At 73.4% G+C, this 12,914-nt stretch carries 12 protein-coding genes; 1 reads left to right on the plus strand and 11 read right to left on the minus strand.

What is annotated here, in order from left to right; genetic code table 11:
* Positions 1-84: 84 nt before the first annotated feature.
* The 9 genes from ABZ098_RS35095 to ABZ098_RS35135 form a co-directional block, all read right to left on the minus strand.
* Complete coding sequence (locus tag ABZ098_RS35095) at positions 85-2,085, minus strand: prolyl oligopeptidase family serine peptidase (RefSeq protein WP_356597860.1); 2,001 nt, start codon at positions 2,083-2,085, stop codon at positions 85-87.
* Positions 2,086-2,168: 83 nt separating this feature from the next.
* On the minus strand, positions 2,169-3,953 hold the full coding sequence (locus ABZ098_RS35100) for an N-acetylglutaminylglutamine amidotransferase (protein ID WP_356597782.1): 1,785 nt from the start codon (positions 3,951-3,953) through the stop codon (positions 2,169-2,171).
* A gap of 168 nt (positions 3,954-4,121) precedes the next feature.
* On the minus strand, positions 4,122-5,303 hold the full coding sequence (locus tag ABZ098_RS35105; protein WP_356597783.1) for a glutamate--cysteine ligase: 1,182 nt from the start codon (positions 5,301-5,303) through the stop codon (positions 4,122-4,124).
* A gap of 138 nt (positions 5,304-5,441) precedes the next feature.
* Complete coding sequence (locus tag ABZ098_RS35110) at positions 5,442-5,984, minus strand: DUF1360 domain-containing protein (RefSeq protein ID WP_356597784.1); 543 nt, start codon at positions 5,982-5,984, stop codon at positions 5,442-5,444.
* Entirely contained in the window at positions 5,968-6,924 is a 957-nt protein-coding gene (locus ABZ098_RS35115) for a Rieske 2Fe-2S domain-containing protein (protein WP_356597785.1), read from the minus strand. The genes ABZ098_RS35110 and ABZ098_RS35115 overlap by 17 nt, the downstream gene beginning before the upstream one ends.
* Before the next feature lie 48 nt (positions 6,925-6,972).
* Positions 6,973-8,148 carry a zinc-dependent alcohol dehydrogenase gene (locus ABZ098_RS35120; protein WP_356597786.1) on the minus strand — a complete coding sequence of 392 codons (1,176 nt, stop codon included), beginning with the start codon at positions 8,146-8,148 and terminating at the stop codon, positions 6,973-6,975.
* The gene (locus ABZ098_RS35125; RefSeq protein ID WP_356597787.1) at positions 8,145-8,603 is read right to left on the minus strand and encodes a hypothetical protein; all 459 of its coding nucleotides are present in this window, start codon (positions 8,601-8,603) and stop codon (positions 8,145-8,147) included. Before ABZ098_RS35125 ends, ABZ098_RS35120 begins: the two co-directional genes overlap by 4 nt.
* A gap of 136 nt (positions 8,604-8,739) precedes the next feature.
* Positions 8,740-9,033 carry a hypothetical protein gene (locus ABZ098_RS35130; RefSeq protein ID WP_356597788.1) on the minus strand — a complete coding sequence of 98 codons (294 nt, stop codon included), beginning with the start codon at positions 9,031-9,033 and terminating at the stop codon, positions 8,740-8,742.
* A 120-nt stretch (positions 9,034-9,153) separates the two neighbouring features.
* Positions 9,154-10,044, minus strand: a complete 891-nt coding sequence (locus ABZ098_RS35135; RefSeq protein ID WP_356597789.1) for a hypothetical protein — start codon at positions 10,042-10,044, stop codon at positions 9,154-9,156.
* Positions 10,045-10,299: 255 nt separating this feature from the next.
* On the opposite strand from ABZ098_RS35135, the gene ABZ098_RS35140 reads away from it, so the two are divergent.
* On the plus strand, positions 10,300-10,914 hold the full coding sequence (locus tag ABZ098_RS35140) for a hypothetical protein (protein ID WP_356597790.1): 615 nt from the start codon (positions 10,300-10,302) through the stop codon (positions 10,912-10,914).
* A gap of 21 nt (positions 10,915-10,935) precedes the next feature.
* On the opposite strand, the gene ABZ098_RS35145 is transcribed toward ABZ098_RS35140, so the two are convergent.
* Positions 10,936-11,541, minus strand: coding sequence for a phosphatase PAP2 family protein (locus tag ABZ098_RS35145; protein WP_356597791.1), 606 nt, complete (start codon positions 11,539-11,541; stop codon positions 10,936-10,938).
* Complete coding sequence (locus ABZ098_RS35150; protein ID WP_356597792.1) at positions 11,534-12,883, minus strand: diacylglycerol kinase family protein; 1,350 nt, start codon at positions 12,881-12,883, stop codon at positions 11,534-11,536. The genes ABZ098_RS35145 and ABZ098_RS35150 overlap by 8 nt, the downstream gene beginning before the upstream one ends.
* Between the last annotated feature and the right edge of the window lie 31 nt (positions 12,884-12,914).

Below are 12,914 nucleotides of genomic sequence, written 5' to 3' on the forward strand. Positions count from 1 at the left end.
ACGGCCCACTCGGTCCTCACCACCGTGTTGACCGCGGACGCCCGTCGAAACGCCCGGCCCGGCCGTCCCCTCCCCCGCGGAGGGTCAGAAGGGGTGCAGGTGCCGTTCCATCCAGTCGGCGGCGGCCCGGCGGAACAGGCGTCGGTTGTCTGCGCGCAGGAAGTCGTGCCCCTCGTCGCGCAGGACGAGGAGTTCGGCGGGGACTCCGTGCTCGCGCGCGGCCCGCACGAACTGTTCCGACTCCCCCGGCGGCACGTTGGTGTCGTGCTCGCCGTGCACGGCGAGCAGCGGGACCCGCAGCGCGTCGATCCGGCTCATCGGTGACAGGGCGTGCAGCAGTTCGCGGTCGCGCTCGGGATGGCCGTACTTGTGCGCCGCCGATTCCGCGATCCAGGGCTCGGTGCCGGCGAAGAAGGTCAGGAGGTCCGACATGCCGCAGACGGCGACACCGGTGCGGAAGAGGTCCGGGTGCCACACGAGGGAGGCGAAGGTCAGGTAGCCGCCGTACGAGCGCCCCATCACCGCCAGCCGGGTCGGGTCCGCGGGGCCCGCCGTGACCGCGTGCGCCGCGCAGTCGGCGACGTCGTCGAGGGCGGCGAAGCGGCCGGTGCCCAGGTCGGCGTCGACGAAGGACCGGCCGTGTCCGCCGGAGCCGCGGACGTCGGGGGCGAAGACGTCCAGTCCGCGCCCGAGCAGTTCGTGGTAGAGCGGGTCGAACACCGGGCGTTCCTGGTCCTCGGGGCCGCCGTGCAGGTGGATCACACAGGGCGCCGGTTCGTTCGGGGCGCGTCCGGGAGCGCGGTAGTACCAGCCGCTGAGGGGCAGGCCGTCCCGGGCGGTGAGGCGGGTGAGGACGGGGCGTACGGGCGGGCGGCCCGGCGGGACCGCGTCCTCGTCCCGGGAGGACCACGGGGTGCGCAGCAGGGACACGCCTTCGTGGGCCCACCACACGCCGGGGCGGCGTTGTGAACCGGACAGCGCCAGCAGCAGCCGTCCCGTCCCGGCCGCCGCGATCCGCGTGACGACCTCGTGGGGCAGCGGCACCGGCCGCGCCGGTCCGACGGCGTCCGGGGCGCCGTCCGCCGGGGAGGTCTCGACGATGTCGAGTTCGCTGGCGCCGCGCACGTTCCACGCCAGCACGGCCGTGCGGCCGTCGTGCGCCATCGCCAGCAGGTCGAGGCCGCTGTCCTCGCGTTCGGCCGCGACCGTGCTGCCGCCCGGGGTGCCGTCGGGGTCGAGGGCGACGGCGAACAGGGCCGCGTACTCCCGGTCGGCGTCGCTGCGCAGCCACAGGGTCCGCCCGTCGAGTGAGAACCGGCCGATCCACTGGTCGCCGTCGGCGACGGGCAGGGTGAAGGTCGTCACCGCGTCGGAGACCCGCCGGACGAACGCCTCCCGCCGTCCGCGCGGCCCCCGGCGCAGCAGCGCGAGCCGGCCGTCGTGGCTGAGGTCGCACACCCGGAGTGTGGGGGCGTCCGGTTCCGTGGCGAGCAGCACGGGAGAGGCCAGGCCGTCGGGGTCGATCAGGTAGGCGGACAGGCCCCCGCCCGCCCGGGTCGCCGGTGTCCCGTCCGGCCCCACGGCGTACTCGGTGGTGCCGAGGAGGGTCGCTCGGCCGTCCCGGACCGTCCAGCGGGCCGCGGCGTCCGCCGCCTGCCACAGGCCGTCCCCCTGGGCGCGGGCGGTGGCCGGTGCGGCGAGGGTGACGGCGACGGCCGAGCCGTCGTGGGCCCAGCAGCCGAGGTAGGCGGAGGTGTCCGGGTCGGCACCGGCCAGCAGGCGGCGGCCGGTGCCGTCGGGGCGCACGCACAGCACGCGGGTGTGCTCACCACCGCCCGGTGCGGTGGTGTACGCGATCCAGCGGCCGTCGGGTGACCAGGACACCTCCTTCACGGGGTCCGGGGAGGAGTCGAGCAGCCGGACGCCCTCCCCGTCCACGGGTCCGGCCCACAGCTGGGGGACGCCGCCCCGGTCGCAGATGAAGGCCGCCCGGGTGCCGTCGGGGTCGGCGGAGGGGTACCAGCAGCCGTGCGCGTGCAGCCGGGTCACGGCGTCCCGCGGGCCTTCCGCCTCGGGCAACGGCATCGGGGCGGGGGCCGCGGCGTGGGCCGGCTCCCGCGCCGGTGCGGGCACCGCCCTTTGCGAGGGCCGGGTGCCGGGCTCGGCGGTCACGTGATTCCGTGCGTCTGCAGCCATATCTCCAGTAGTGCCACCTGCCACAGGGCGTTGGCGCCTCGTTTGGTCCGGTGCTCGTCGGGCGCCGCCAGGAGTTCGGCCACGTACGACTCCTGGAAGATGCCCCGCTTCTTCGCCTCGGGCGCGGCGAGCGCCTCGCGCACCCGGTCCAGAACGGGGCCGGCCATGTGCCGGACGGCCGGGACCGGGAAGTAGCCCTTGGGCCGGTCGACGATCTCCCGCGGCAGGAGCTTGCGGCCGACCTCCTTCAGTACGCCCTTGCCGCCGTCGGCGAGCTTGAGCTCCGGCGGACAGGCCGCGGCCAGCTCCACGAGCTCGTGGTCGAGGAAGGGCACGCGGGCCTCCAGTCCCCAGGCCATGGTCATGTTGTCGACCCGCTTCACCGGGTCGTCGACGAGCATGACGTGCGTGTCCAGGCGCAGTGCCGCGTCCAGGGCGGTCTGCGCGCCGGGACGTGCCATGTGCTCCCTGACGAAGCGGCCCGACACGTCGTCCGGAGGCAGCATGTGCGGCTGGAGGATGTGCGCGAGGTCGGCGTGGGGGCGGTCGAAGTACGTCTCGGCGTACTGCCGCGGCTCCTCCTCGCGGGCGACCGCGGCCAGCTCCGGGTACCAGTGGTACCCGGCGAACACCTCGTCGGCGCCCTGCCCGCTCTGCACGACCTTCACCTCCTTGGAGACCTGCTCGGACAGCAGGTGGAAGGCGACCACGTCGTGGCTGATCATCGGCTCGCTCATCGCGGCCACGGCGTCGTCCAGGGCGGTCGAGACGCGGGCCGAGGGCACCATCATCCGGCGGTGGTCCGTGTCGAACTCCCGGGCGACCAGGTCCGACCAGCGGAACTCGTCGCCCTCCTCGCCGCCCTCGGCCTCGAAGCCCACGCTGAACGTCTTCAGGTCCCGCTGGCCCTCGTCGGCGAGCAGCGCGACGATCAGGCTGGAGTCCAGACCGCCGGAGAGCAGCACGCCGACCGGCACGTCGGAGACCATCCGGCGGCGTACGGCCGTGCGCAGCGCGTCCAGCACCGCGTCACGCCACTCGTCGGGGCCCATCTCCGCGAGTTCGGCGCGGCGCGTGTAGGAGGGCTGCCAGTAGCGGTGGTCTTGGTGGCTGCCGTCGGGCTCGACCACCCGTACGGTGGCCGGCGGCAGTTTGCGCACGCCGTTGAGGACGGTGTGCGGCGGGGCGACCGTGGCGTGCCAGCTCAGGTACTGGTGGACGGCCACCGGATCGACGGAGGTGTCCACGTCTCCGGCGGACAGGAGGGCGGGCAGGGAGGAGGCGAACCGCAGGCGGCCCGGCGTCGGCGCGAGATACAGCGGTTTGATCCCCAGCCGGTCGCGGCCCAGCACGACCCGGCCGGTGCGGTGCTCGACGATCGCGAAGGCGAACATGCCGTAGAAGCGTTCCACGCAGGCGGTTCCCCACTGCCGGTAGGCGTGGAGTATCACCTCGGTGTCCGACGTCGACCTGAAGCGGTGCCCGAGGCTGCCGAGCTCCTCGCGCAGCTCCTTGTAGTTGTAGACGCAGCCGTTGAAGACGCCGGTGATCTCGCCGTCGGCGTCGGTCATCGGCTGGGCGCCGAGGTCCGACAGGTCGATGATCTTCAGTCGTCGGTGTCCCAGCGCCACCGCGCCCCGTGTCCAGATGCCCTGGCCGTCGGGCCCGCGGGCGGCGAGCCGGTCGGTCATGCGCTCGACGGCCGCGAGGTCGGGTCGGCTGCCGTCGAAGCGGATCTCGCCGCTCAGACCGCACATGACGCGCCGCCCCCTTTCCGGGAACCGTCGGCCGGGAGCCGGGACGGGAACCCCGGGTCGCGCCTGCCGGTCGCGACCCGGGCGGAATTGCTGGACATGACGGAACATCTCCTCGGGGTTGTCGGGTGAAGGACGGGCGGGCAGCGGTGTGCGCCGCGCGGAACCGGGTCAGGTCCCCAGGACCTCCGGCGCACCGGAACCGGCCGCGCCCGCCACGAAGCGCGTGACCTTCCTGCGGGGCACGGGGGCCGCGGGGGCCGGCCTGCGCTGTCGGCGCTCGCCGCGGGTCTCCGCGATCAGCAGATCGGTGCAGGCCAGCAGGTCCTCTTCCCGCGCCGTGCGGCGGATGCGCTCGGCCGCGCTGCCGTCCGCGAGGGCGGCCTCGGTCAGATCCCTGACGGTCTGCCAGTCGCCGTGGGACTCGAGCGCGGGGCGCAACCGGGCGAGCAGCGCGCGGACGACGTCGGCGGCGGGCGCCTCCCGGTGGGTGCGGGGATCCACCAGGACGCCTTCCAGGCCGGAGCGGGCGGCCCGCCAGGACGCGCCGCGCAGCCATTCGTGGCGGCCGTCGCACAGGACCGCACCGGTCGCGCGGCGCTCGAGGGCCTCGGTCACCAGGGCACGGAACAGGCCGGCCACGAGCACCACGGTCTCCACGCGCGGGCAGGCGTCGCAGATCCGGAGTTCCAGGGTCGGCAGGTGGGCGGAGGGGCGGACGTCGTAGTAGATCATCCCCGGGTCGCTGATGACCCCGGCCCGGACCAGGTCGCCCACCGCGGCGTCGTACTCGGCCGCGTCGGTGAAGCAGCCGACGGGTCCGGCGGTCGGCCAGCGCTGCCAGAGCAGGGTGCGCCAACTGGCGTAGCCGGTGTCGGCGCCCTGCCAGAACGGCGAGCTGGCGGACAGTGCCAGCAGCGCGGGCAGCCAGGGCGAGACCGCGCACATGACCTCCACGGCCGTGTCGCGGTCGGGTATGTCCACGTGGACCTGGGCGCCGCAGATGAGCTGCTCGTCGGCCACCTGGCGGTACTCCTCGACCATGTGGCGATAGCGCGCGCCGGCGGTGGGGTGCCCGGAGGCGGCGGGCGCCAGGGGCGCCGTGCCCGCGGCCGCGACCGCGAGCCCCAGCGAGGACGCGGCCGCGTCGAGCCGCCGTCTGGTTCTGGAGAGGTCGGCGTACAGGCCGCCCAGGGAGGCGTGCACCTCGCTGTTGGACTCCAGGGTGGACTGGTGCAGTTCCGTGGTGAAAGTGCGCCGGGGAAGCCGGCGCAGGACCGCGTCAGCACGCGGCACGAGCAGTCCGCTCTCCACTTCCAGGAGGTGGAACTCCTCCTCGACACCGATGCGCATGGCCACAGTCGCTCCTTGAGGTTTTGCCGTCGGTCCCGCCCCCTCTCGGGGGTGACCCCCAAGTGCCCAGGAGATCGACGGATAAGCGCCGCTTTGCGCGTTTGACGAAGGTAGTACGCAGATGAGCGGGTTTCCTGGTCAGCTGTCGGTGGTCTTGTCGACCAGCGCGCCGTACGCGAGCTGCAAGGCGTCCGCCCCGGCCAGCGCCGCCAGCGCGCCCATCGCGGTGCGCGTCGCGCGGGGCCACAGGAGCTGGCCGGCGGTCAGGCTCGACGCCACCCAGACGCTCATGCAGAACGGGCAGGTCATCAGCTCACCCACGGTGTCCTTGCCGGTCTCGGACTGCGCCTCCTCGTGCAGTTCGGCGGGGCCCTGCGGGCCGACGTACGTCGTGAAGGGGGCTCGGAGCGGGCTGGTCACGGACGCCTTGCTGATCAGTCTGCTGAGCCGGAAGGTGGCCACCGAGGTCAGGAGCACATCCCAGGGCTGCGGCCGGTCGGGCAGGGGGCGCCCGCGCAGCCGCACCGCCGTGGCCCAGGCCGCGGTGTAGGTGCCGAACGCGGCCATGGCCGTGAGGTAGCCGCGCAGGGGCCGGTCGTGCGCGCCCGCGTAGGTGCGGCCCGTGCGCTGGAGGAACGCCTGGGCCCGGCGGCCGAGACGGCTGTCAGTGGATGTGCTCATGTGCTGCCTCGCTCAGGTTCTGGTCCTGTTCCCCACCGTCCGCGTCCTCGCCGTCCTGGCCGCGCAGGCGCACCTCGACCTGTCCGTCGGTGACCCGGGTGTCGAAGGCCGGCTGGGGCGCGATGGCGGGGCCTTCGACGTTCAGGCCGTCCGAGAGCCGGAAGACGCTGCCGTGCCAGGGGCACCGCACACATCCGTCGGACACCGTCCCCTCGGACAGCGGTCCCGCCAGGTGGCTGCACCGGTCGGCCAGCGCGTGAATCGCCCCGCCGGTCTCGCGCAGCACCATCACCGGCACGTCGTCCACACTGCGCCGCACCGGCAGTCCGGGCGGGAAGTCGTCCTCCGCGCCGATCCGGTGCCAGCCCGGCGTGACGAGGTGGGGTACGGCCTCGGCGTGGTTGACGCCCGCGGCCTGCCGGTAGGCCAGGTGGCCGCCCAGCATGCCGCCCGCCCCCACGGCCGTGAGTCCCAGGAAGCCCAGGGCCCGACCCGCGCGGCTACGGCCGGTGGCCCGGCAGACCAGCGAGGCGGTGTACAGGCCGACGGCCGCCGTGTTGGACAGCGCGTGGACCAGTCCGACGCGCATCTGCGGGCGCTGAAGCTCCGCCCAGTCCGCGGCGCCGGTCAGGGCCGCGGGGACGGCCGCGGCGAGGCCGACGCCCACCAGCAGGCCCGCCTCACGGCCGCGGTCCCCCCGCAGATCCAGGACCGTGGCGGACAGCCAGCTGCCGATCGGCACCTGCACCAGCAGTGGATGGACGGGATGGCCCAGCCACTTGCCGTGCAGCACGTCCCGGCCGCGCCCCAGCGGCAGGGACCGTACTCCCGCTCCGATGGCGTCGATCACCGGGTCCGCTCTCGGTTCCCGCTCCAGGCGGTCCAACAGCCGCAGGACCCGGTTCTCTCGTGTACGTGGATGACGTCGTCGCGCGTTCATGGGCAGCCGGGTCTCCCTCTGGACGTGCGGCAAACGAGGAACGGGAGCTCAGCCGCCCGGCCGGATGACCGCGCGCACACAGCCGTCCGACTTCTGCTTGAACATGTCGTACGCCCGTGGCGCCTCGTCCAGGGACACCGTGTGGGTCGCCAGGTGGGCGGTGCTCAGTTCCCCGGCGGCCAGCCGTTCCAGCAGCATCGGGATGTAGCGCTGACCGTGCTGCTGGGCGCCCCGTACGGTGAGTCCCTTGTTGATGACCGCGCCGAGCGGGAACTTGTCGACGGCGCCCGCGAAGACGCCCAGGACGAACACGGTGCCGCCCTTGCGACAGGCGTGGACGGCCTGCCGTACGGCGGTGGGGCGGTCCGTCTGGAGCCGCAGCTGCTGCTTCACCTGGTCGTACAGGTGGACCGGGCTGTCGCTGTGGGCCTCCATGCCGACGGCCTCGATGCACACGTCCGGGCCACGGCCTCCGGTGCGTTCGCGCAGCTCCGCGCCGACGTCGGTGGCCGTGTAGTCGATGACCTCGCTGCCGATGTACCGCTCGGTCATCTCCAGACGCTCCGGGATCCGGTCGATGGAGATCACCCGTTCCGCGCCCAGCAGCATCGCGGCGCGGGCCGCCATCTGGCCGACGGCGCCGCAGCCCCAGACCGCGACGACGTCGCCCGGGCGGACCCCGCCGAGGTCGGCGCCCATCCAGCCGGTCGGCACCGAGTCGGAGACGAACAGCGCGCTGGTGTCGTCCACACCCTCGGGGACCTTGAAGGCCCCGTAGTCCGCGAAGGGGACGCGGACGTAATCGGCGTGGCTGCCGCGCAGTCCGCCCATGGCGTGGGAGTAGCCGAAGATGCCCGCGGTGTCGGCGCCGAAGAGGGCCTGGCCGATCCCGGGGTTGGTGTTGGTGTTGTCGCACAGCGACCACAGGTCGTGGGTGCAGTACCAGCAGCGGCCGCAGCCGACGAAGGAGGAGACGACGACCCGGTCGCCCACGGTGTGCCTGCGCACCCCGTCACCGACCTCGACGACCTCGCCGAGGAACTCGTGTCCGATGACGTCCCCGGACCCCATGAACGGGATGTAGCCGCCGATGAGATGGAGGTCGGATCCGCAGGTGGTGCCCGCGATCAGCCGTACGATCATGTCCTGGTCGTTGCGCAGGACCGGGTCCGGCACCTGCTCGACGGCGAGCTTGTTCACGCCTTCCCAGCACAGAGCCTTCACAGCACACCCTCCCCGCTCGCGCGCCGGCTGAACAGTCCGATGACCTTGCCGCCCGGGGTGTCGTGCGTGGTCGGCTCGTCCGGGACCAGCACCTCGCCCGCCTCAAGGAGCGCCTTGGACTCGCGCAGGGCCCGCCGCAGATCCTGGCGCGGGTCCTGGCCGGCGAGCCTCGCGGGCACGGACCGCGCGAGCTCCGGGGGCGGTTGCCTGAAGCGCACGGCCAGTTCGGTGCCGCGGTCCGCGGGTGCCGCGCTGATGCGCGTCTCGATGCGTTCGCCGTACTCCTGGAGCGGGGACGGCAGCTTGTCCGGCCGGAGGTCCTCCGGTTCGCAGTTGACCGTCACCGCCAGCCAGCGGTGGGCGCTGCTCGCCGCCCCGGGCGTCCGGGCCATGCGCACGGCGACGGCGGCTCCGGCGAGTCCCGCGGCCACCCAGAGGGACTTCTTGGCATACATGGGGGTCACCTTTCAGTCGTGCGCGACGCGGCACTTCTGCCGGGGCACCGCGGTGAGCGCCCGGCCGCGCGAGTACCCCGGTATCGGCGGGCAAGCCCGGCGACACCGGGGTACTGGAGGTGACGGCCCGAGGTGATCAGGACTTGGACAGGGCGTGGCGCCCGGTGTTTCGGGAGAACGCCACGTGATGAGCGGGCCGGACGGCACCGCTGGGCGCGAGATCCCGCAGCCACCGGGAGGCCATGGCCAACAAGACCGTGAAGACGGTCAGGAGCAGCAACGAGGTCCACATGGGCCGGCTGCCGGGGGAATCCCACATCGTCCAGGCCGACGATGCCGTCCACAGGGCGACGCCGGCGGCGTAGAAGGCCCGGATACGGCGCAGTTGCCTCGCGGCTCGCGCCGCCGTGGGGTCGTCAGTGTGTGTCATGCCGACCCGTGTACCCCGATCAAGGCGGTCCACCGGGTGCGATCACGCGGACGCCGCGGCGATTGCTCAGCCCGGCAGGCGGCCTGCCGGTGATCGTCCGCGGCACCCGGCCCCGGGGCGTCATCCCGTCTGCGCGTTCGTTCCGCTGTGGCGGGACAGCTTGCCGGTCACGTCGACGGTGTCGGCCGGTGCGGGCGCGGCGACGTCGACGTCGGTGCCGAAGTCGCTGAAGTCCATGACGACCTTCGCCTTCGCCTGCCGGGCGGAGGTGCCCGAACCACCGCTCTGCGCGGTGTCCTTGACGGTCATGCTGAGCTGCTGGCGGCGGGTGAGCCCGTCCTCGTCGATCCACAGGTCGACGGGCACGCTGTCACCCAACTGCGTGCGCAGTTCCCGTTCTTGGGCCGAGTCGCCGCGGGCCAGCTTCGACAGGTCGAGGTCGACCCGGTAGTGCGTGGTGGACACGCCGTTCAGGTCCTCCTTGCCCACCTTCCGCACGTCCTTCTCGGACAGGGACTTGGTGTAGGCGAAGGAGCTCGCCGGGTCGCTCATCGCGGGACCGCCGGTGCCCTGCGAGGCGTTCAGCCGCCTCAGGTCGACCTTCATCCAGCTCTTGCCGTCGGGCAGTCGGCCGCTTCCGGCGGGGGGCTTCTGGTACAGCACCTGGTTCACGATCCGCTGTTCGAGCTGCCGGCCGCCCTGGCCCATCCGCATGCGGCTCGTACCGTCCCGCAGATCCAGGACGCCGGAACCGGTGACGGTCTCGCTGTCGCCGCCCGCGGCGACGGTGGTCGCCAGCTTGATGCGGGCGGTCCTCGCCTGCGTGGTCTTCTTGTTGGTCGCCTGCACGACCTGGGCCGGGGAGCGCTCGGACCGCCCCTGTGCGGCGGACGCGTCCGCGCTGCCGGTTCCTCCTGCCCCGTCGTCGCCGCATCCCGTCAGCAGGGCGACGGACACCACGCCGCCGGCGCCCAGTGCGGCGATGCGAGAAGTACGTAAGGACCGTTTCATCACGCCTGTCATCCCTTCATCACTGTCTGGTGCCGAAAGTGCTGTGCGGCACCGGATGCCCCGCCCCCTGCCCGCTACACGCGACGGCGGCGGCCACGGGCCGGGCCGGCAGACCCACGGGTGCGGCACAAGGGCAGAACAAGACAGGTGTCCTGCGTAGTATCACTACGACATAGGCGTGCGGCAGAAGCTGTCACCGCGCATCCGGAAGCAGGCGACACAGCACGCCCATGCCCCAGGAAGAGGTGCGAGCCCATGTCCGAATCCGCTCCCGACACCACCGAGTTGACCTCGCAGTACAGCACCCAGGTGGCCGGTGACCTCGAACGCAACCTCAAGGAACAAGAGCGCCTCAGCGGGGAGATCGAGGCGCTCCAGGGCCAGTTGGCCGCCCTGCGGCACGATCACACCGTCCTGCTGAACATCCAGCAGGTCCTGGGCACCCCGCCACCGGCACCTTCGTCCGGCGCACCGGCCGAAGCGGCGGTGCCCGCTCCCCGCAAGAGGGCCGCCGCCCGGGACGAGCGGTCGGGCACCCGGAAATCCGCCGCACCGGCCCGACGGCGTACCGCGACGAAGGCAGCCGCGAAGGCCTCGCCCGAACGGTCGGGGCCGACACTGGTCGAGCTGGTCCGGGAGCACCTGGCCGGGCAGAAGGAGCCCCGCTCAGCGGCCGAGATCTCCACGGCGCTCGGCGGGCAGCACCCGGAGCGCACGATCAAGGCCACCGTCGTCCGCACCACGCTCGAAGGACTCGTGGCGCGGAACCAGGCCCAGCGCACCAAGCAGGGGACCTCGGTCTTCTACACCTCGCCCGACGCGACCGGAGCCGCCTCGCAAGCAGAGGGCGGCTCCGCGCAGTCCGATTGACGAACGTCCCGTGCGGCTTGTTCAGCCGGACCACCGTGCGGGACGCAGACCGCTTCCCTGCCGTCCGGCGGCCGCGAGGACCGCGGCCGCCGCACCGGTGCCCAGGACGGCGCCGGCGACGACGTCGCCCGGGTAGTGCACGCCGGTGTGGATCCGCGAGTAACCCACCGCGCAGGCCAGCAGGCCCAGCGGAATCGTGGCGACGGGGAGCGCGGGTCCGACCGCCGCCGCGAAGGCGACCGCGGACGCCGTGTGCCCGGAGGGGAAGGACGCGGACTCGGGCATCGGCACATGCCGTCCCGGGAACGGCGAGTCCACCGCCCGGTGCGGACGCGGCCGGCGCACCAGGCGCTTGCCGAGCATGTTGGCGCTCGCCGAGGCGACACCGATGGCCGCGACCCCGAGGGCGGCGGCGCGCCGCGGCCGGCCGGGCCACAGGGCCAGCAGGCCGGCGATCGTGAACGAGATCTTGGAGTGGTCCGCCGCGGCCGACAGCCGCCGCAGGGCGTGGTCGAGGGCCGGTGTCCTCGTGACCGTGACGGCCTCGTACAGCGCCTGGTCGAGGGCGGCGAGATCCCTCAACAGCTCTTTGGAGGTGCGCTGTTCGCGCTGCGGTCGGTCAAGCATCGCTCTGCTCCTGGTTCTTGACGGCCGGGAAGGGAGTCCGGTCGAGGGCGAGCCGCACGACACGGCGCCAGTCGACGGACGGGGCAGTGTACGGCGCACCGGGACGGTCTTTCGGCACCCGCACCCGCAGGGCCTTCGGTCGTACGGTGCACACGACAGGCTGGGGCAGCATCAGCGCTTCCCCGTCCACGGCCACCGGGATCGTCTCCGTGTCGGCCGCGACGGTCACCCGCCGCGAGGTCGACGAGGTGATCCCGCTGGCCCGCTCCCCCAGCAGGGCCAGTTCGGCGGCCTGGGCGGCGCCCTCGATCCGCACACTGATCACACCGAGTCGGCCCCCGTCGAGGTGTGACCTTCGGCCGACGCCCATCGGGCCGGCCTGCGCGTAGGGGTTGTTGCTCACCAGCAGCGCGTGCGGCGCCTCGAGCAGCCGGCCGTCCGCCGTGGCGGTCAGCTGTGCTCCGGCCTCGCCGACCAGCAGGTCCGGCAGCAGGTCGAGCGTGGTGGAGGCCTTGGCGTCACGGTAGTCGGGGCTCTGCACGATCTCCGCGTACGTCCCGAAGGAGACCGTGTTCACGAAGGGCCGACCCGCCACGTCGCCCAGGTCCACACGGATCTCCACGCCGTGCGTGAGGGCGTCGAGACCGCTCGCCGGGTCGTCGCGGTCCAGGCCGAGGTCCATCGCGAAGTGGTTGCGGGTCCCGGCGGCGAGGACCATGAACGGCACGTCGTGTGCCGCGGCCACCCCCGCCACCAGGGCCTGGGTGCCGTCCCCGCCCGCGACACCGAGCAGGTCGGCGCCCTCCGCGAGCGCCTGGCGGGCCAGCGCCGCCGGATCGGGGTCGCCGTCCACGTCGAGCAGGATCACCCGGGCGCCCAAGGCCTCGGCCCGCTCCACCAGGGCGTGCTCGACGACCTTGCCGCCGCCCGACCGCGGGTTCATGATCAGGACCGGCCTGCGGGGCGGCCGGACCGGGTGCGAGTGCGGGCCACGGGGTGCGCGCAGCCGGCGCAGCGCGCTACGGGCGCAGGCCAGTGCCGCCACCCACAGGCCGAGCGCCGAGGCGGCGAACGGCCACAGGCCGGACACCGCGTACAGGACCAGGACGGCGACGGGCGCGGCCACCGCCAGGAGGGCGCCGCACAGCCGGGCCAGGCCCCGGTGGGCCAGCGCCCACCAGAGCCCCGCGCCGGCCACGCCGAGGCCGACGAGGCCCAGCAGCAGGAGCAGCCACTGGCCCGCCGCGAGCACGGCCGTGAGCACTCCTGCCAGGCAGAGCAGAGCCAGCCGGGCCAGCGTCCGCGCCGCGGTGCCGGAGCCGTCCGGCTCCACCTCGTTCATCGTTCGGGTCGCCTCTCACCGATCGGTGGCC

This window comes from Streptomyces sp. NPDC006335 (assembly GCF_040612795.1).
Taxonomy (GTDB): Bacteria; Actinomycetota; Actinomycetes; order Streptomycetales; family Streptomycetaceae; genus Streptomyces.

Excerpts from the sequence above, each read along its gene's own strand:
- ABZ098_RS35095 (WP_356597860.1), bottom strand. The coding sequence starts at position 2,085 with ATGCCGTTGCCCGAGGCGGAAGGCCCGCGGGACGCCGTGACCCGGCTG.
- ABZ098_RS35100 (WP_356597782.1), bottom strand. The coding sequence starts at position 3,953 with ATGTGCGGTCTGAGCGGCGAGATCCGCTTCGACGGCAGCCGACCCGAC.
- ABZ098_RS35105 (WP_356597783.1), bottom strand. The coding sequence starts at position 5,303 with ATGCGCATCGGTGTCGAGGAGGAGTTCCACCTCCTGGAAGTGGAGAGC.
- ABZ098_RS35110 (WP_356597784.1), bottom strand. The coding sequence starts at position 5,984 with ATGAGCACATCCACTGACAGCCGTCTCGGCCGCCGGGCCCAGGCGTTC.
- ABZ098_RS35115 (WP_356597785.1), bottom strand. The coding sequence starts at position 6,924 with ATGAACGCGCGACGACGTCATCCACGTACACGAGAGAACCGGGTCCTG.
- ABZ098_RS35125 (WP_356597787.1), bottom strand. The coding sequence starts at position 8,603 with ATGTATGCCAAGAAGTCCCTCTGGGTGGCCGCGGGACTCGCCGGAGCC.
- ABZ098_RS35130 (WP_356597788.1), bottom strand. The coding sequence starts at position 9,033 with ATGACACACACTGACGACCCCACGGCGGCGCGAGCCGCGAGGCAACTG.
- ABZ098_RS35135 (WP_356597789.1), bottom strand. The coding sequence starts at position 10,044 with ATGAAACGGTCCTTACGTACTTCTCGCATCGCCGCACTGGGCGCCGGC.
- ABZ098_RS35140 (WP_356597790.1), top strand. The coding sequence starts at position 10,300 with ATGTCCGAATCCGCTCCCGACACCACCGAGTTGACCTCGCAGTACAGC.
- ABZ098_RS35145 (WP_356597791.1), bottom strand. The coding sequence starts at position 11,541 with ATGCTTGACCGACCGCAGCGCGAACAGCGCACCTCCAAAGAGCTGTTG.
- ABZ098_RS35150 (WP_356597792.1), bottom strand. The coding sequence starts at position 12,883 with ATGAACGAGGTGGAGCCGGACGGCTCCGGCACCGCGGCGCGGACGCTG.